16 protein-coding genes and 1 tRNA gene are annotated in these 18988 nt (G+C 67.5%); 11 read left to right on the top strand and 6 right to left on the bottom strand.

Translation table 11 applies throughout. The features are described from left to right. Positions 1-169: 169 nt before the first annotated feature. Complete coding sequence (locus E3O06_RS09110; protein WP_134502942.1) at positions 170-766, bottom strand: TetR/AcrR family transcriptional regulator; 597 nt, start codon at positions 764-766, stop codon at positions 170-172. Positions 767-916: 150 nt separating this feature from the next. Here E3O06_RS09110 and E3O06_RS09105 point away from each other — a divergent pair, with 150 nt between their 5' ends. Continuing rightward, complete coding sequence (locus E3O06_RS09105; RefSeq protein WP_134502940.1) at positions 917-2857, top strand: primary-amine oxidase; 1941 nt, start codon at positions 917-919, stop codon at positions 2855-2857. Between the two features lie 114 nt (positions 2858-2971). On the opposite strand, the gene E3O06_RS09100 is transcribed toward E3O06_RS09105, so the two are convergent. Then, entirely contained in the window at positions 2972-5035 is a 2064-nt protein-coding gene (locus tag E3O06_RS09100; RefSeq protein WP_420898875.1) for a heavy metal translocating P-type ATPase, read from the bottom strand. A gap of 146 nt (positions 5036-5181) precedes the next feature. After that, a complete protein-coding gene (locus E3O06_RS18270) occupies positions 5182-5352 on the bottom strand; it encodes a DUF305 domain-containing protein (protein WP_134502937.1) in 171 nt (56 codons plus the stop codon). Positions 5353-5635: 283 nt separating this feature from the next. Here E3O06_RS18270 and E3O06_RS09090 point away from each other — a divergent pair, with 283 nt between their 5' ends. The 3 genes from E3O06_RS09090 to E3O06_RS09080 all read left to right on the top strand — a co-directional run bounded on the left by E3O06_RS09090 (position 5636) and on the right by E3O06_RS09080 (position 8871). After that, positions 5636-6946 carry a DUF445 domain-containing protein gene (locus E3O06_RS09090; RefSeq protein ID WP_134502935.1) on the top strand — a complete coding sequence of 437 codons (1311 nt, stop codon included), beginning with the start codon at positions 5636-5638 and terminating at the stop codon, positions 6944-6946. 91 nt (positions 6947-7037) lie between these two features. Further along, a complete protein-coding gene (locus E3O06_RS09085; protein WP_134502933.1) occupies positions 7038-8261 on the top strand; it encodes a GAF domain-containing protein in 1224 nt (407 codons plus the stop codon). A 49-nt stretch (positions 8262-8310) separates the two neighbouring features. Next, positions 8311-8871, top strand: a complete 561-nt coding sequence (locus E3O06_RS09080) for a pyridoxine/pyridoxamine 5'-phosphate oxidase (protein WP_134502931.1) — start codon at positions 8311-8313, stop codon at positions 8869-8871. 69 nt (positions 8872-8940) lie between these two features. Here E3O06_RS09080 and E3O06_RS09075 read toward each other — a convergent pair. Further along, positions 8941-9013: transfer RNA gene (locus tag E3O06_RS09075), tRNA-Lys, on the bottom strand. Positions 9014-9108: 95 nt separating this feature from the next. Here E3O06_RS09075 and E3O06_RS09070 point away from each other — a divergent pair. From E3O06_RS09070 to E3O06_RS09055, 4 genes are all read left to right on the top strand, one after another. Then, positions 9109-9738, top strand: a complete 630-nt coding sequence (locus tag E3O06_RS09070; RefSeq protein ID WP_134502929.1) for a DNA-directed RNA polymerase subunit beta — start codon at positions 9109-9111, stop codon at positions 9736-9738. Positions 9739-10129: 391 nt separating this feature from the next. Beyond that, on the top strand, positions 10130-10714 hold the full coding sequence (locus E3O06_RS09065) for a sigma-70 family RNA polymerase sigma factor (protein WP_241980007.1): 585 nt from the start codon (positions 10130-10132) through the stop codon (positions 10712-10714). Then, entirely contained in the window at positions 10711-11679 is a 969-nt protein-coding gene (locus tag E3O06_RS09060; protein ID WP_134502925.1) for an anti-sigma factor, read from the top strand. The genes E3O06_RS09065 and E3O06_RS09060 overlap by 4 nt, the downstream gene beginning before the upstream one ends. An 80-nt stretch (positions 11680-11759) precedes the next feature. Beyond that, entirely contained in the window at positions 11760-12647 is an 888-nt protein-coding gene (locus tag E3O06_RS09055; RefSeq protein WP_134502923.1) for an aminotransferase class IV, read from the top strand. Between the two features lie 9 nt (positions 12648-12656). On the opposite strand, the gene E3O06_RS09050 is transcribed toward E3O06_RS09055, so the two are convergent. Then, positions 12657-12875, bottom strand: a complete 219-nt coding sequence (locus tag E3O06_RS09050) for a hypothetical protein (protein WP_134502921.1) — start codon at positions 12873-12875, stop codon at positions 12657-12659. Beyond that, complete coding sequence (locus E3O06_RS09045) at positions 12872-13315, bottom strand: hypothetical protein (RefSeq protein WP_134502919.1); 444 nt, start codon at positions 13313-13315, stop codon at positions 12872-12874. The genes E3O06_RS09050 and E3O06_RS09045 overlap by 4 nt, the downstream gene beginning before the upstream one ends. Before the next feature lie 402 nt (positions 13316-13717). On the opposite strand from E3O06_RS09045, the gene E3O06_RS09040 reads away from it, so the two are divergent. From E3O06_RS09040 to E3O06_RS09030, 3 genes are all read left to right on the top strand, one after another. Next, on the top strand, positions 13718-15781 hold the full coding sequence (locus E3O06_RS09040; RefSeq protein WP_166788158.1) for a cutinase family protein: 2064 nt from the start codon (positions 13718-13720) through the stop codon (positions 15779-15781). 358 nt (positions 15782-16139) lie between these two features. Then, positions 16140-17450 carry a UDP-glucose dehydrogenase family protein gene (locus E3O06_RS09035; protein WP_134502915.1) on the top strand — a complete coding sequence of 437 codons (1311 nt, stop codon included), beginning with the start codon at positions 16140-16142 and terminating at the stop codon, positions 17448-17450. A gap of 278 nt (positions 17451-17728) precedes the next feature. After that, entirely contained in the window at positions 17729-18763 is a 1035-nt protein-coding gene (locus E3O06_RS09030; protein WP_134502913.1) for a YeiH family protein, read from the top strand. The last annotated feature ends 225 nt before the right edge of the window (positions 18764-18988 follow it).

Raw genomic sequence — 18988 nt, 5'->3', positions numbered from 1 at the left:
GTGCTCGCGCGGCCATCTTCTGCACGCGCTGTGCGAAATGGCGGGCGTTCGCGCGGTCATTTGCTGCTGACGCTGCCAGAGAATGCCCGCGCGGCTGGCCTGCCGGGCGCGGGTGCAGCATCCGCCCGCCCGTGCGGCTTTCCCCGGGGCGCGGGTGCCCAGCGACCCGCTATTCTCCGGTCGACAGGAGCTGCAGATAACCGTCGAGCTGCGCCACGAGTTGCTCCGGCGCGTGCTCGTCGGGGGAGAGCGCCGCGGTGATCTGCGCGCCGAGCATAACATTCATGAGGTGACCCACGACATCCGTGTCGGTAATGGTGGTGTGCACCTCGCCGGCGGCTCGCGCCTCGGTCAGGTGCCCGAGCAGGGCGCGCCGCCACTGTTGCATGGATTCGTCGTGCAGGTGCGCTTTCGCGGCGTTGCTGAGCGCCTTCTGCCAGAACGGAATCACGATGCGGGCCTCGCTCACCCGCGTCTCGTCGAGCGGCAGAATCTCGTGGCAGTACGCGCGCACGGCGGCGAGCCCGGCCAGGTCGGCGGTCGAGCGCTCGATGCGTCGATTGGTCTGACTGAACACGTGCCCGAAGGCGAACGTCAGCAGGTCGTCCTTCGTGCCGAAGTAGGGCTTGAGGGCGCCGTTGGCGAATCCGGCCTCGGTGGCGATCTCGCGCAGGGTCGCGCCCTCGATGCCGTGCCGGGCGATGATGCGCCAGGTGGCGTTGACCAGCTCGACGCGACGCTGGTCGTGATCGACGACTTTCGGCATGGGCCCTCCTGATGGCGAATCATCAGCTTGCCAGAAAGATTCTCGAAACGCTTGCCAGCACCGGCTTGATGGCTTTATATTCTACAACCATAGGAAAAAACTCCCGGGGTCACACTGACGCATCCCGGCCGATTCAGGAAAAGAGAAGCAATGCTCACCGCCGAGACCGCTGACACTGTGCCTACTAACACCGTGACCGCCTTCGCGCTGCCCACCGCAGACGAACTACAGAGAGTCCGCACGATTCTGGCCGATGCCGGTTTGTTCGGCGACAGCATCCGCGTCGCCTACCTCGGCCTGCTCGACCCGCCGAGACACGCCACAGACCTCGACCGGCGCTTTCGCGTCTTCCTGCACGATGTGTCCGGCGCCGCCCCCACCGACGTGATCGTCTCGGCCACCCACAACACCATCGAATCGAGCGTGACCCTCGACACCGCGCTCACCGGCGAGCTGCCCGTGCTCGAAGAAGAATTTGGCGCCGTCGAAGAGCTGCTCACCACGGATGCCCGCTGGCTCGCCGCGCTCGCAGCCCGCGGAATCGACGTGGCCACCGTGCGCGTCGCGCCCCTCTCGGCCGGCGTCTTCGAGTACCCGAACGAGAAGGGTCACCGTATTCTGCGCGGGCTCGCCTTCGTGCAGAACTTTCCGGAAGACAGCGCCTGGGCGCACCCGATCGACGGCCTCGTCGCCTACGTTGACATCGTAGCGAAGACCGTCGACCAGGTGCTCGACTTCGGCGTCGTGCCCATTCCCGCCGAACACGGCAACTACACCGATCCCACCCTCACCGGGCCGCTGCGCGAGACGCTCAAACCGATCAGTATCACCCAGCCAGAGGGCGTGAGCTTCACTGTCACCGGCGGCAACCACGTGGAGTGGGAGAAGTGGAGCCTCGATGTGGGCTTCGACGTGCGCGAGGGCGTCGTGCTGCACAACATCGGCTTTCGCGACGGTTCCACGACGCGGTCGATCATCCGTCGGGCGTCGATCGCCGAGATGGTCGTGCCCTACGGCGATCCCGCACCGGTGCGGTCCTGGCAGAACTATTTCGACACCGGCGAATACCTGGTCGGCCAGTACGCCAACTCCCTTGAACTCGGCTGCGACTGCCTCGGCGAGATTACCTACCTGAGCCCGGTCATCACCGACGGCTTCGGCAACCCGCGCGAGATTCGCAACGGCATCTGCATGCACGAAGAGGACTGGAGCATCCTCGCCAAGCACAGCGACCTCTGGAGCGGCATCGAATACACCCGCCGCAACCGCCGCTTCGTGATCTCCTTCTTCACCACGGTCGGCAACTACGACTACGGCTTCTATTGGTACCTCTATCTCGACGGCACCATCGAATTCGAGGCCAAGGCCACCGGCGTCGTCTTCACGAGCGCCTACGCCGGCAAGGGCTACCCCTACGCCTCCGAAATCGCCCCCGGACTCGGTGCTCCCTTTCACCAGCACCTGTTCAGCGCCCGCCTCGACATGGCGCTCGACGGTGACACCAACCGCGTTGAGGAGGAAGACGTCGTGCGCGTGCCGATGGGTCCAGGCAACGAACGCGGCAACGCCTTCACCCGCCAGCGCACCGTGCTCGCGACCGAATCCGAGGGCGTCCGACAAGCGGATGCCTCCATCGGCCGCACCTGGCACGTCTCCAACCCCAATTCCCTCAATCGGCTCGGCGAACCCGTGGCCTACAAGCTGCACCCGCAGGGGCTGCCCATGCTGCTCGCTGACCCGTTGTCGTCGGTCGCCCAGCGCGCGGCGTTCGCCACCAAGGGGCTCTGGGTCACCCGCTTCGCCGAGGACGAGCGCTATCCCACCGGCGACTTCGTTAACCAGCACTCCGGCGGAGCCGGACTTCCCGCCTTCATCGCTGCCAATCGCGACATCGACGGCGAAGACATCGTGCTCTGGCACACCTTCGGCCTGACCCACTTTCCCCGGGTCGAGGACTGGCCGATCATGCCGGTCGACACCGTGGGCTTCAAGCTGCGTCCCGACGGCTTCTTCGACCGCAGCCCGGTGCTCGACGTGCCGGCGGCTGTGCTGTCCACCGCGCCGCCGGCATCCGGTGGTCACTGCCACTGACCCGGCAGGCGAGTGTGCGCTTGCTTTCCGGGCCCGGGCCCGGAAAGTGGGCCCACGATTGATCATGGGCCCACTTTCAGAAGGTGGGCCCGGCGAGCGGATGCCGCGGCTCGGCTACCGCTCGCGCACGCTCGCCTCCGGGCGCAGGTCGAGACGCCGCAAGAGCTGCGCATTCAGCGCCACGACCACTGTCGACACCGACATGAGCAGCGCCCCGATCTCCATGGGCAGCACGAACCCGATCGGCGCGAGCACCCCGGCGGCGAGCGGAACCGACAGAAGGTTGTAGCCCGCCGCCCACCACAGGTTCTGCTTCATCTTGCGGTAGCTTGCCCGTGACAACTCGATCACCGAGAGCACCGAACGCGGGTCGTCGCTGGCGAGAATGACGCCCGCCGAGGCGATCGCCACGTCGGTTCCAGCGCCGATCGCGATGCCGACATCGGCCTGGGCCAGCGCCGGCGCGTCGTTGACCCCGTCGCCGACCATCGCCACGCGGCGGCCCTCCTGCTGCAGTTCGGCAACCTTGCGGGCCTTGTCCTCCGGGTGCACGCCCGCGAATACCCGGTCGATGCCGAGTTCGCCGGCCACCGATCGGGCCACCGCTTCGGCGTCGCCGGTGATCATGACCACCTCGATGCCCTGCCGGTGCAGGGCGTCAACGGCCTGCACTGATTCCTCGCGAATCTCATCGGCAAGGCCGATCGCGCCGATGACCACGCCATCGCGCAGCACGTGCAGAATGATCGCGCCCTGACTCTGCCACGGTACGGTCTCGGCCAGCGGCTGCGCGCCGTGTTCGTTGAGCATGCTCGGCCCGCCGACACCGATTCGCCGCCCGTCGACGAGGCCGGTGACGCCTACCGCCGCGGCAGTCTGAAACTCGCTCGCCCGCGGAACGGTGAGCCCACGGTGGCGCGCCGCCGTCACGATGGCGCGGGCCAGCGGATGCTCGCTGTCACCTTCCACCGCGGCAGCCCACGCGAGCACCGCATCTGCGGTGATCGACGCAGCCGCGCCGACGCGAGCCGCAGCATCCGCTTCGCTGCCAGGAACAGAAACAGCAACGTGACTCACGGTCGGCTCGCCCTTCGTGAGCGTGCCCGTCTTATCGAACAGCACCGAGGTGACCTGCCGCATGCTCTCGAGGGCGAGCCGATCCTTGATCAGAACGCCACCCTTCGCCGCGCGTTCGGTAGCGATCGACACGACGAGCGGAATCGCGAGCCCGAGGGCGTGCGGGCAGGCGATGACGAGCACGGTGATAGTGCGCACCACGGCATCCTGCGGCTGACCGAGCAGGGTCCAGACGATGGCGGTCACGACCCCGGCACCGAGCGCGAACCAGAACAGCCAGCCGGCCGCCCGGTCGGCGATGCGCTGCGCCCGCGACGACGAACTCTGCGCCTCGCTGACGAGTCGCTGGATTCCGGCCAGTGCGGTGTCCTCGCCGACCGCCGTGACCCGCACCCGCAGGGCGGAGTCGGTCGCGACGGTGCCCGCCACGACCTGATCGCCGACGGTGCGCTGCACCGGGCGTGATTCGCCGGTGATCATCGACTCGTCGACGTCGGCCGTGCCCTCGGTGACCTGCCCGTCGACCGGCACGCGCCCGCCGGGCCGCACCACGACGAGGTCGCCGAGCACCAGCTCGCTCGGCGAGACGACGACGCTGTGCTCGCCAACGAGGTCATCGCCCTCGACCCGTTCGGCCTCATCCGGCAGCAGCGCGGCGAGCGATTCCAGGGCAGTGGATGTCTGCGCCAGCGACCGCATTTCGATCCAGTGGCCGAGCAGCATGATCACGATCAGCAGGGCCAGTTCCCACCAGAAGTCGAGCTCGGCATCGATGAGGCCGAGGCTCGCGCCCCAGGATGCGAGGAACGCGACCGTGATCGCGAGGGCGATCAGCAGCATCATGCCGGGCTTGTGAGTCTTCAGCTCGGATACAGCCCCGGTCAGAAACGGCCGCCCGCCCCAGACGTACATAACGGTGCCGAGTACGGGGGAGACCCACGTCACGCCCACGATGTCGGGCAGGGCATAACCGACGAGCATCGAGAACATGTGGCTGAACCCAGCCACCGGCACCGCGATGACGAGCATGGTCCAGAACAGGCGCCGAAACTGCCCGACGTGATCGCCGTGGCCGCCGTGGTTCATGGCCCCGTGGTTCATAGCGTGGTCCATAGTGCCCGGCTGCGCAGAAGCGTGGTTCATCGTGCCGTGATGGTCAGGCTGTGTCATGTTTTCCTCGTATATAGGTTTCTTATACCCCCAAGAGTATTCAGGCTGGGGAGTTCGCGCATTTCGCGAGCCAAGCGTTATTCCGTGGCGAGAAGGTCGTTCATCACTGCGATCTCGGCGGTCTGTGAACTCACGATCGCGCCCTCGTGGTGCATGATCATCTGGGTCAGGTAGAGGGCGCCGGCATCCGCTCCCAACGCGTCCTGCAGCGCCATCATGCCGCCCATGCCGTGGTCCATGTCAGCCATCCCGTTCTCGGTGGCATCCCAGTCGCGCTGCGCCCGAGAGTACGTGGTTCTAGACGCGGCTGATGCAGAGAACGGTGAGGCGCGAGCAACGAGGTGCGCACGTTGAACCGTGCATCCTTCGAAGCGGATGCGGCCATGACCGATGTCGGGCTCATGTCACCTTCGTCGCCTAGCGCGGTCCGAACGAATTGCATACCCCCATAGAGTATCGGAAAGTCATCGGCTCCCGCTAAAGACGAACAAATGAGCAGCGCGCAGCACCGCAATCGGGCAGGCTGTAACCATGGCGCAGACCACCTCCACGGCACCCGAACAGACGACTGACGCGGCCGCCCCCGTCGAATCACCCACTGACGCGGCCCGCCGCACCGCCCTGAAACGCATGAAGCGGCTCGCGGCCGGCCTGCTCGCCCTCATGGCCGTCATCTTCACCGTGTCGTTCGCCCTGCAAGACCGCTATCCCTGGCTCGAATACGTGCGCGCCGCGGCCGAGGGCGGCATGGTCGGCGCGATCGCCGACTGGTTCGCCGTGACCGCCCTGTTTCGCTACCCGCTGGGCCTCCGTATCCCGCACACCAATATCATCGCCAACCGTAAGGACGAGATCGGCGCGAGCCTCGGCGAATTCGTCGAGACCAACTTTCTCTCCGAGGCGGTCATTCGCGGCAAGCTCGAATCGGTGCAACCGGCCCGCCGCCTCGGGGCCTGGCTCAGCGACGACAGGAACGCCGAGAGACTCACCGACGAACTCGCCGTCGCCGGCAGGGGCCTGCTCAACCTGCTCGGGGACGACGCCATCAAGAACCTCATCGAATCCGTCGCCCGCGAACACCTGGTCAAGCCCGAGTGGGGCCCGAGCCTCGGTCGGGTGGGGGAGCGGCTCGTCACGAGCGGGCAGCAGCACGCGGCCGTCGACCTGCTGCTCGACCGCGCCGACGGGTGGCTGCGCGCCCACCCCGAGGCGTTCGGCCGCGTGGTGTCCCAGCGGCTGCCCACCTGGCTGCCCGGATTCGTCGACAAACTCGTCGACGACAAGGCCTACCGCGAGGTTCTCGCCTTCGTGGCGTCCGCGCGTGGTGACCGGCAGCATCCGGTGCGAAAAGCCCTCGACGACTACCTCAGCGAGGTCATGCACGACCTGCAATACGAGCCGGCCGTGATCGACAGGGTCGAGACCCTCAAGGCTGAGGTGCTCGACAACGCCAAACTGCGCGAGTTCGCCGGTGACACCTGGGAGGCCATTAAGGCGTCCCTCGCGCTGGCCCTCGGTGAGCCGACGAGCGCGCTGCGGGTCGGCATCCGTTCGACTCTGCATGATGTGGGCAACCGCCTCACAACGGATGCCGCGCTGGGCTCCCGCATCGACCGCTGGCTCGCCGACACGGCCAGCTACATCGTCGCCAACTATCGCCACGAGATCGCCGGGGTCATCACCGAGACGGTCGAGCGCTGGCCAGCGGCGGAGACCGCCGCGAAGATCGAGCTGCAGGTGGGCCGCGACCTGCAGTTCATCCGCATCAACGGAACGGTGGTCGGCGCACTCGCCGGCCTGGCCATTTTCACCCTCGCCCACGCGGTGGCCGCGATCGTGTGAACTGTAAGTTTGCTGAGAATCATGGGCGGGGTAAAGGGGCTTGCCCCATTCGGGGCAGAATGAGTTTTTCTGCCGTACCCGAAAGGCTAATATGCACGACCTGACCCGGTGGGCGCTCCGCCCGCTGATGCGCGTCTGGACGGCATCGGCCGAGCGCCAGGACCGCCACCTGCCCCGCCCGAGCGACGCCCCGCAGGCCCACGCCGCAGGAATCGACAGCGATCGAGTTCTCATCCTCGGTTGCGGACCCGCCGTCGGCTGGGGCGTCCTCAGCCACCAGCTGGCCCTGCCCGGCTCGCTCGCCCGCGAACTGTCTGCGCGCACCGGTCGCGGCGTCGACATCGACCTCGTGGCGAGCAGCACCATGACCGCCGCGAATGCCCTCGTGGCGTTGAACGGAACCCGGCTCGGCCGTTTTGACGCCGTCGTGGTCATTCTGGGCGTGAACGAAGCCCTTGACCTGACCAGCGTTAGCGAATGGCACGACCGGCTGGCGGCCCTGCTCGCGGTGCTGGAGCACGAGACCTCGCGCAGCACCCAAATCTTCGTGCTCGGCATTCCGCCCATTCGCAGCATCGAAATCTTCCGGCGCCCGCTGGTGTTCGTCGCCGACTGGTCGGCCACCGACCTCAACACGGTGAGCGCCCGACTGGTCGAGGAGGCACCGCGCACGACTTTTGTTCCGTTCTCCCCGGCGGCGACCACCGAGATCGACCGGCATCGCTCCGCCGCCGACTATCGCGGCTGGGCCGTGCTCCTAGCCAGTGCCATGTCCGACAGCCTCGACTCGGCGCGCCTCGGCATCACCGGCACCGTGCCGGTGCAAGCGGATGTCGCCGGCCGGGAACGCACCCGGCAAGCGGCCGTCGACGGCCTCGCCATTGTCGACACCCCGACGGAGGCCCGGTTCGATCGGCTGGTCCTTCTCGCGCAGCGCCTGTTCGCCACCGAATCGGCGCTGATCACCATCATCGATCGTGACCGCCAGTGGCACAAAGCCCGGGTCGGGCTGGAGTCCACTGAAGTGCCCCGCTCAGACTCCTTCTGCGCGATCACGATTGGTGACGACGGCCCGCTCATCGTCGAGGATGCCCGAAGCGATGCCCGGTTCAGCCACAATCCGCTCGTGCTTGGTGATCCGCTCATTCGCTTTTACGCCGGTTTTCCCATCGAGTCCCCGTCGGGGGAGCGCATCGGTGCCCTGTGCGTGTTCGACCCGAAACCCCGTTTAGTCGCCGACGTCGACCAGGTGCTCCTGCGGGAGCTCGCTCTGCTGGTGCAGCGGGAGCTTCGGGTGCCGCCGCGGGCGAGGTAGAACCTCGTGGTTCTCGTGCGTCGACGCTCTCCGGGGGTAGGCTCGCGGCGTGACTGATTCCCTGCGTCGCCGCCTGCGGGCCCTGCCCGATTTTCCCGCCGACCTGCCGCGGTTCGATCCCGCCACGGCTCCGGCCGATCCGGTCGCACTCTTTCTGGACTGGTTCGACCACGCCCTCGCCGCCGGCGTGCCCCAGCCGCACGCCTTCAGCCTCGCGACGAGCACCGAGACCGGACTGGTGTCGTCGCGCATGCTCATTCTGAAAAACCTCGACCCTGCGGCTGATTCCTTGGCTGGGACAGCGCTTGCCGGCAGCTTCGGATCCTGGCAGTTCGCGAGCACCCGCGGATCCCGCAAGGGGCGCGAACTCGCCGCCAACCCGCACGCGGCCATGAACTTCTATTGGGCGACCCTCGGGAGGCAGGTGCGCGTGGTTGGTGAGGTCTTTTTGCTGTCGGCCGAGGCATCCGCCCTGGACTGGGCGGAACGCCCGGGGGCCGACGGGCGGGCCAACCCGGACTGGCAGCTGTACACGCTGCGCCCCACCGAGGTCGAATTCTGGCAGGCGAGCCCCGATCGCCACCACATCCGCCACCGCTACGCCCTCTGAGAAAACAGAAATGCGCACCGAATCCAGCGGATTCGGTGCGCATCTGCCGCGCCACGTGCGCGATCATTGTGGGCCCCGTCGGGCTCGAACCGACGACCCAAGGATTAAAAGTCCTTTGCTCTACCAACTGAGCTAGAGGCCCGTGAGTTCTAATCTACCGTGGATTCGCGCTCGGCTTTTCTGGGTAGCGTGGAGGGCAGCAAAAACCCGCTGTCTGAACCCGAAGGAGAACCCGCCGTGGCCGAGAACTTCCACAAGCCCACCCTGTTCTCCGCGAACAAGTTTGAGGCGTTCCAGGGCGGCGACGATCCGGCCTACATCAGCCGCGTCGCCCACGAGACCGCGCAGGCCCTGCTCAATCGGGTGCGCAGCGACCCCGATCCCGAGACCGTCGAACGCCTGGTCGCCTACACCGACGAGAACGGTATCGACGCGGTCGCCGAGCTGTGGTCGCGGGCCGCGCCACGCAGCCTGCCGGGCGCACTCTGGCGCATCTACTTGATTCGCATGCTGATCCGGCAGGATCCCGAGGGGTGCGCCTACCTCTACCAACGGGGAACGGATGCTGCCGCCACGATCGATCCGCTCGTCGCGGGCGCCGCGGTGCCCACCGGGCCGTCAGAAATCATGGTCCTGGCCGATGAGATTCTGCGCGGCCTGTTCACGGGCGATTTCGCCGTCGCGCTGGATCGCGGCGCGGCCTACTGCCGAGTGACGGCGGTAGGCGCGACGAGCGTCGCCGACGACCTCGAGCTGACCGAGCCGCACCGCTCCTCGGAGTTGACCACCCGGGCGCTCCGGTTCTCGACGACCGCCGCCGAGTTCACCGCCTGCGCACGCCTCTGGCGGCGCGACTCCCTGGAGTAGCCCGCCGCGATCCCCCTTAATCTTTCCGGGCCCGGGCCCGGAAACTGGGCCCATGATCGATCATGGGCCCGCTTTCGCAAGGTGGGCCCGGGCGCACAACCCCGGAATCCCCCGTGCGCCGACGGCGAACATTCGACGCCGACGGCCCGTGTCGAATACACTGGAGTCTGGTCGGGCCGCAGTAATCCCGGGTTCCATTATTCGCCGCTTCGAGCGGCCTCGCGCCGAGAGGTGCTCTGCGGCCCGGCCTTCTGCATTCCAGAGGCGGGCGCGGCGAGAGCCGGTCGCAGGCATCCACTCGAGCGAAAATCTGGCAGAACGACCAATCCGTTACCGACTTCGCACCGAACCCTAGTCATGGAACGGGACGAGACCTGACATGCTAGATCTCATGACTGTTGAATCCGCCGGAGAGCTCTCGCCGGCAGCCCCTGCCACTAAGGAGGAGCTGCTCGGTCGAGTAGCCCACGGCGACCAATCGGCCTTCGGAGAACTGTACGACCAGATTGCCCCGCGGGTGCTGGGTCTGGTCAAGCGTCTGCTCATCGACCACGCCCAGTCGGAAGAAGTGACCCAGGAGATTTTTCTGGAGATCTGGCAGTCGGCGTCGCGTTACGAACCAACGCGTGGTGGTGCGAGTACCTGGATCCTCACCATGGCACACCGGCGAGCGGTCGACCGAATTCGGTCGTCGCAGGCGGGACGTGACCGCGATACCAAGATCGGAATCCGTGACCTGGCCGTTGCCTACGACCATGTGGCCGAAAGCGTTGAAGTACGAATCGAACATGAAAGGGTGGAGAAGGCGATGACTCGATTGACTCAGCTGCAGCGTCAGGCTGTGAGCCTCGCGTATTACGGCGGGTTCAGTCACAGCGAGGTCGCCGACATGCTCCACATTCCTCTGGGCACCGTGAAAACGCGGCTCCGCGACGGCCTCATCCGCCTGCGCGACGAACTGGGCGTGGCATCATGACCGATCACAAGGAAACCCACCCGTCCGACCTTGCCGGAGCCTACGCCCTGCACGCCCTCGACGCCGAGGACACGGCCGCGTTCGAATCGCACCTCGCCGACTCCGAGCGAGCACGCATCGAAGCCGCCGAGTTGAACGACACCGCGGTGGCCCTCGGCCTCGCCGTGGCCCCCGTGCAGCCTTCCGCCGCGCTCAAGGCCAACCTCATGTCACTGCTCGCGTCGACCCCGCAGCTTCCACCCCTGCCGCGTGCCGCTGCCACAACGGATGCCCCCACCTCCGCTCCCAACGCGGCCCCGGCCGTCTCCCCGGCCGCGACCGCTCCCGCCGGGCTGTCGGCGCCTTCGCCGAGGCACGGGGACGGCGCTCCGACCACCACCGCCCCGGCCGACACCGCGCCCGGGGACGGCGCGCCGACCGACGCGACCCGACCGGTCGCGGGCATCCGCTCTGTTGCGTCTTCTGGCGCCGGGCGTTCATCGGCGACCGAGCGGGCCCAGGCGCGCTGGTTCAAGCGTCCGGCGCAGCTCATGCTGGCCGCGGCGGCTGCCGTGGCGCTGTTCGTGGGCGGATCCTTCTTCGGCCAGGTCCTCAACAGCAACCAGTTCGCGTCGCAGCAGGCTTCCGGGCTCGCGCAAATCAATGCGGCCGATGACTCCCAGCGCGCCGCGACGACCACCGCCGACGGTCAGGAAGCCACCCTGGTTTGGTCCAACAAGCTCGGAATCTCCGCGGTGCTGGTGGACAACCTGCCCGTGCTGGGCGGTGACCAGGACTACCAGGCCTGGTACATCAACGGCGAGGGTGCGGTCTCGGCCGGAACCTTCGATTCGAGCGGCGACGGCACAGCCTGGCGCGTGCTCGACGGCACGATGCACGCCGGCGACCAGGTTGGCGTCACGGTGGAACCCAACGGCGGATCCGACCAGCCCACGACCAACCCGATCGTCGCCTTCCAGAGCTAGCGGTCGGTCGGGCGAGGATTCGGGCTGGGCGGCAGCATCCGCCCGGCGCAGTCAGCGGGCGCGCGAAGTAGGCTCAGGGCATGAGACTGCCCTTCACACTGCTGATCGACCCCGTGCCCGCCGACTCGCTGCAGCACGACTTCGCCGACACGTTCCACGAGATGGATTCATCGGCGCCCGCCCTGCGGGTCGGCGAGTTGAGCACCCAGCGCGGTGACGGAATCTTTGAAACTCTCGCCGTCGTCAATGGCCACCCGCAGGAGGTCGAGCCGCACATCAGCCGGCTGCGCAACTCCGCGCGGATCTGCGAACTGCCGGTGCCGAATCCCGAGCAGTGGCGTGCCGCGATCACCTACGCCGTGTCGCGCATTCCACAGCGGGGCGAGATCGCCCTCAAATTCGTACTCAGCCGCGGTGTCGAGCACGGCCCGGCGCCCACCGCCTGGCTGCACGCGGCCGCGGCGGCGGACTTCTCCGTGGTGCGCGCGAACGGCGTGCGCGTAATCACCCTCGACCGCGGCTACCCGCGCGGCGTCGCCGAACGGGCGCCCTGGCTGCTGATGGGCGCGAAGACGCTCAGCTATGCCGTGAACATGGCGGCGATTCGCGAGGCCCATCGCCGCGGAGCCGATGACACCATCTTTCTCACGACCGACGGTTATGTCATGGAAGGCCCGACCTCGAGCGTCGTGCTGCGCATCGCGGGGGAGTACGTGACGCCCGCGCCGAGCGGCGCCATTTTGCACGGCACCACGCAGCAGAGCATGTTCGACTACCTGCGCGCGCAGGGAGCTTCAGTCACCTACCGCGATGTCGCCCTCGACGAGCTTCGCCAAGCGGATGCCGCCTGGCTCGTCTCCAGCGTGCGCCTGGCCGTCTCCGTGGTCGCCCTCGACGGTGAGGCGTTTGCGGCCGATCAGGCGCTGACCGATGCCCTGAACGCGTACCTGCTGGCGCGCACGGCATAGGAGCGGACCCTAGGCGGTCTTGGACGCCCGCGCGGGTTGCGATTCGGGCATCCGAAAAACCAATGCCTGCGGTGAGTCGGCCTGGGGCAGCGGGATGCCTTCGAAATCGGTGAGCTGGGCCAGGACCCGAACCTTCTCGGGCGTGACCGCTCCGGTTTTCGCGTCCGCCGCGAGTCGAGCTCGGGCGGCGGCGACCAGCGTGCCCAGAGTACGTTCCTGCTGACTCATGGTGTGCCTGGTTTCTGGTGGGTGATGGTGACAGCACCATTCTCCATCGTGATGTTGTACTTGTCGAGATCGGTGTCGGTGATCGACGCGATGAGGGCGGCCTGGTGCACGTCAGCGAGATCGGACTCGGCCAGCACCCGCAGAAATCCGTAACCACCCTGCACTTGCGCATCGTCGCCCGTGAGAACGAGATTGAGCGCCCATTGGGCCCGACTCCACCAGTCGTCACGTTGCTCGGAGAGAACGGCTGCCTTGCGGTCCTCCGCGGCAATCTGATCACGGGCATCCCGGTCGGCCTGGGCGACAGCGCGCTGGTTTCGGAGGGAGATGAGCACGCCGATGAGAGCGATGAGTGCTCCGAGTCCCGCGGCGGCACCGCCAAATCCGGGAGATAGAAACCACGCCGCCCAGAAGTCAGAAGCGACATAGGCCGTCAGCACTGAGTCCAATTCATGGGCACATAGTGGCATGAATCGGTTGGACTGCGGTGGCCAGCAATCGTCGCGACGACCCGCGATCAGGCCAGGCCCCGGCATCCGCTTGCACGTTGTGCCGGCACATGTGCGACACGCCGGGCAAAACATGCCTCGATCGCGGCGTGTCGCGAAATCTACCGGCGTTACCTTCCCAAACGGATGCCCCGTGCGGGTACCCCGCCTCGGCGTGCGGCCGTGGCCCGCCCTAGGAACGCGGGCCCAGTTCCTCAGCTGGGCCAGCCCGGCCCGGGCCCTGAACGCACGCACCCGCGCATTCGGGGGCATTGTGCGGGTTGTGCCGGCCCGATACCGTCGAGGAATCAGTGTCGACGGGCACATCGGCGCGTCAGTCTCAGGGGGAAATACATGTCCGTTCGACGCTTCTTAGGGGTGGTTCTGGCCGGAGCGGTCGTCACCTCCGCCCTGGTCGCGGGCGTGGCCACGGCTGCTGTCGCCGTCACGGATCCTAACTGCGCGCCCGTCACAATGCTCGCGTTCCGCGGCAGCGGCGAGACCAATGTCGCTCCGGCCGTGACCGCGACCGCGGGAGCCGCCTACGTCTACGGCGACAGCGGTCTCGTCACCAACGGCTGGGAAGGACCCACGCTGCAGCGCCTGATCGGGCAGCTCGCGCCCGACGCCGTTGCCGCAGCTATTCCAGTGATCGGGATCGGCGCGCCCGACGCTCCTTACCTGCCGGGGTATCCCGCCGCCGCCGTGGATCCTACCGACCTCGCGGCCCTGGCTGCCTCCGCCCAGGCCGGCGCAGTCGCGGCCGAGTTGCTGATCAAGCAGACGAAAACCGTTGCGGCGATGGGCTCCTGCGACTTCGCCCCACGGTTCATCGCTGTTGGCTACTCGCAGGGCGCCCTCGCCGCCCGCGTGCTCGCTCAGCTGAACCCGGTCGACGTGATCGGGGTCGTCACGCTCGGCGACCCGGCACAGAAGCCGAACGCCGTTGGCAATGTCGGAGCCGGCGTGGCTGGCGACGGCCTGCTGCACTGGTTGGCCCCGTATTTCGCCGACAAGTTCGACGGCCTCTACGCGCAGAACACCGCCACGGCTGCCTTCTGTCACGCGGGCGATCCGGTCTGTGAATTCGGCTGGAGCAGCATCTGGCGGGTCGCGACCGAAGCCTACGAGAACCATGCCTACTTCGTCTCCGAGGCCGACCTGGTTCCGGCCACCCAGGCGTTTCAGGCGCTCGCTGCTGACGCACGGTTGAATCCCGCGCCCGCCGTGATGGGTATTCCGGTGGCGCACGCCGCGGCATCCGTTCTGGCCGTCGCGGGCGCTCCGACGGTCATCTCGGCTGTGGGATCGCAGGTGGAGGGCCCGTTTGCCGCCTATACCTTCGACTTCGGCAACGGTCTGGTCGAAACCAATGCGACCGGGATGGCCTATGTGCCGGTCGGTGTTGCGGGGGAGAACAGCGTGACCGTCACGGTGACTGACGGATTCCGCAGTGACACGACCGTGCTCGACTACACGGTCGCGTCCATGGCTGCCGCCCTGCCGAAGGCCGACCTCGCCGCGCCCAACTTCCTGGTGGACACGGCGCCTGATCCGGTCGCAGCCGGATCAACCTTGCCGCTCGTGCTGCGGGGCGCCCCGACCGACTCGGCGCTCACCCTGCTGCTCGTGCCGGCCGTCTCCGCGTCGCCGTGGGGTGCCGAACCGGCCTGTGCGACCGTGCTCGCCTCGGAGTCGGGCGTCATGGTTCCCGCCGATCTCGCCGTGGGAAAGTACTTCGTCGTTGTCGGCGCCGAGAACGGCGCCTGGGGAGTCAGCACGGTCGACATCGTCGCCGCGACAGTTGACCCCGGCACCGACCTGCCCCAGACCGGCGGCCCGCTCGAATCAGTCACCCCGGTCACCGTTCCCGCCGTCGGCCAGGCCGTGGCCACCGTCGATGGCGAAGCGGATGCCGTCACCGTCGCCCGCACGTCGGCCCGTACCGGCGTCACTGTCACGGGTACCGACTACACGCTGACCGTCAACGGCCTGCACCGGGGCGGTTCGGCCACCAACGTAGATCCCAACACCGTGCTCGTACTCGAGCGGGACGGCTCGGTCACCGTGTCGGGGGAGGGCTTCGCGCCGAACACCGACGTGCAGGTCTACCTGTTCTCCACCGCGACTGCGGTCGGTTCCGCGCCGGTGAATTCGACCGGAGCGTTCAGCAAGAATTTTGCCGTGCCCGCCAGTATCGCGGCCGGCCTGCACACCCTGCAGGTCGTCGGACTGGCCCCGAACGGCTCGGTTCGCGTGCTCGATTTGGGCGTGCGGGTGGTCGACGCCGCGGCATCCGCTTCGACCCTTGCGAAAACCGGAGTCGACCTGGGTGGCGTGCTCGGCGCTGCCCTGCTGGTGCTGCTGGCCGGCCTCGCGGTGACCGTGCTGCCGCGTCGCCGCGTGGTGGCCGCCTAAGGACGGATGCGCCGCAGCGCCACCCGCGCGCGGTACGTTACGCCGGTAAATTTGCGACACGCCGGGCACCTCAGGTCCCTGGCTCGGCGTGTCGCAAAATCTACCGGCACTACGTGCGCAGCCGAGCGGATGCCGCGCCCGGGCCCACTCTGCGAACCCGGGCCGAGCTTCTAACCTGGGCCCATGTTCCGGCCCGGAACGCACCCAGCACGCACCCAGCCCCGGAACGCACCCAACCGGTACCCGCCGCGGAAACCGCGAGGCAGCGAGAACGTGGGCGCGGCATCCGCTCGTTAACCTGCTCGAATTGGGGTGACGTTCCGCGCCCAGTATGCTCTGGGATGACCGAGAGGAATAAATGAGAATTTCTGTCATTGGATGCGGCTACCTGGGCGCCGTACACGCGTCGGCTATGGCCGAGCTGGGGCATGATGTCGTCGGAATCGACGTCGACGCCGCCAAGATCGCCCAACTTGCCATCGGCAAGCCACCCTTCTTCGAACCAGGACTTCCCGAAGTTCTCACCTCGGCCATGAGCAGTGGTCGCCTACGTTTCAGCACCGACATAGCGGATGCCGCCGGCTCGCAGGTGCACTTCATCGCCGTCGGTACGCCGCAGAAGCCCGGCAGCTACAGTGCCGACCTGCGTTACGTCGATGCCTCGATCGAATCGCTCATTCCGCATCTGGCCGACGGTGACCTCGTCGTCGGCAAGAGCACGGTGCCGGTGGGAACCGCTGCCCGCCTCGCCGACCTCATCGAGGCCGGCAGCGGGGCCTCGCTGGCCTGGAACCCCGAATTCCTGCGCGAGGGATTCGCCGTGCAGGACACCATCAGCCCCGACCGCCTCGTCTACGGCGTCGCCCCGGGTCCTCAAGGCGAGCACGCCACCGCGCTGCTCAACGAGATCTACGCCACGGCGCTCGCCGCCGACACCCCCCTGGTCATCACCGATTACGCGACCGCCGAGCTCGTCAAGGTCGCCGCGAACGCTTTTCTCGCCACCAAGATCAGCTTCATCAACGCCATGGCCGAGATCGCCGAAGTGACCGGCGCCGACGTCACCCAGCTGGCGGATGCCATCGGCTATGACGGACGCATCGGCCGCCGCTTCCTGGGGGCCGGCGTCGGTTTCGGGGGCGGATGCCTGCCGAAGGACATTCGCGCCTTCACCGCGCGAGCCGAAGAGTTGGGACGCGGCGAGTCCGTGGCCTTCCTCAAGGAGATCGACAAGATCAACCTGCGCCGTCGTCAGCGCGTGGTCGACCTCACGGTGGGGGCGCTCGGCGCCACCGTCTACAACGCCAAGGTTGCGGTGCTCGGTTTGAGCTTCAAGCCGCACTCCGACGACGTGCGCGATTCACCAGCGCTTGATGTGGCCGTGCAGTTGCGCGGTCTCGGGGCCGAAGTGGTGGCGACCGACCCGCAGGCCATTGAGAACTCGCGGGCGCGGCATCCGCAGCTGCAGTATTCTTCGTCGCTCGAGGACACCTTGCGGGGAGCGGATGCCGTCGTGCTCGTCACCGAGTGGCCCGAGTTTCGACACCTCGACCCGGTCTGGGCGGGCTCGCTCGTGAAAACCAAGACCGTGGTCGACGGCCGCAACGCCCTCGATCCCGCCGTCTGGCGTGCCGCCGGCTGGACCTACTACGGCCTGGGCCGCCCCTAGCCTGCGGCCGTTTCTTCCTGCGCTGTGCTTTCCGGGCCCGGGCCCGGAAAGCGGGCCCACCTTATGGAACTGAGCCTGGAACGCGGGCCCACCTTATGCAACCGGGCCCACGATTGATCATGGGCCCGGTTGCGGAGCATGGGCCCGGAGATCATCGGGAGCCTGACGCGCGTTTCGGGCCCAGGCCCCGAAACCGGGACCACCTTAGGAACGCGGGCCCAGTTCGTTAACTGGGAACTTGGACGGGGCCCGGGCCCGTCCCGCCTAGACTCGTACCAATGTGGCTTCGGGGAGTGCTCGTCGCGGCCTTTGCCGCCACCGCGGCCTGGGGCGTGCACCTCGCTACACCGGGCATCCCCCTCCTTACGATGGCCGTCGTGCTCGGAATCGTCGTCGGCCAGATCCCGGCCGCCCGCCCGTTGCTCGCCGGATCCCTCGCGCCCGGCCTGTCCGTCGCCGCCAAACCGTTCATGCAGCTCGGAATCGTGCTGCTCGGCCTCAAACTCAGCCTCGTCGACATTGCCGCACTCGGCTGGGTGACCATCGCGACCACCGTCGCGATCGTGCTGCTCACCTTCGTCGGCACCCTCGGCCTCGGTCGCTGGTTCGGCCTCCCCGGGCATCAGCCCCTGCTCATCGCGACCGGATTCAGCATCTGCGGCGCCTCGGCGATCGGTGCCATGAGCGGCGTCGTTCGGGCCAGGGACGAGGAAACCGCCACCCCGATCGCCCTGGTGACCCTGTGCGGAACCCTCGCGATCGCCGTGCTGCCGCTGCTGTGGCATCCGCTCGGCCTGAACGCCCTGCAATTCGGCCACTGGGTGGGTGCCGGCGTGCACGACGTTGGCCAGGTCGTCGCGACCGCGCAGATCGCCGGGTCTGCCGCGCTCGCCGTGGCCCTCGTCGTCAAACTCACCCGGGTGCTCATGCTCGCCCCGATCGTCGCCGCCGCGTCAATGGTGGAGCGACACCGACTCGCCGGCCTCGATAAAGCGGATGCCGTCACCCCCGCCACCGACGTGCGCGGCCGGCCGGTCCGCCGAGGCCGGTCGAGCCGGCCGCCGATCATCCCGCTGTTCGTGGCCGGTTTCATCGCGGCCATGCTCGTGCGCACCGTGGTTCCGCTGCCCGAACAGGTGCTCGTGGGTGCCGACCTGGTGCAAACCGCCCTTCTGGCCATGGCCCTCTTCGCTCTCGGCGCGGCTGTCGACCTCGTAACCCTGCTGCGCACCGGCGGCCGGGCTCTCGCCGTCGGCCTGTTGTCCTGGGCGCTGATCGCCGCTCTTGCCTTCGGTGCCGTGCAGCTGTCCTGACCCCGCCCTCCGTGGCCAATTCAGGAAATACACGTTTGGAGTCGGCAGTTTTCGGGACAGTACGGCGCACGCCCCGCCGGATTTCCTGATTTAGCCACCCGTATCGGCCCGCACCGGCGAGGTTGTGACGCTGAGGTAAACAATCGGGCCGAGTTTGCCTCGGTAGCTGAGATTACGTCATAATCGCAGGACGTGCCCGAACGTCGGGCCGAACAGGTACCAGTT

Source organism: Cryobacterium glaciale, from assembly GCF_004402535.1.
Taxonomy (GTDB): domain Bacteria; phylum Actinomycetota; class Actinomycetes; order Actinomycetales; family Microbacteriaceae; genus Cryobacterium; species Cryobacterium glaciale.
The sequence above is the reverse complement of the archived record's forward strand: the minus strand, read 5'-3'. Positions and strand labels throughout refer to the sequence as shown.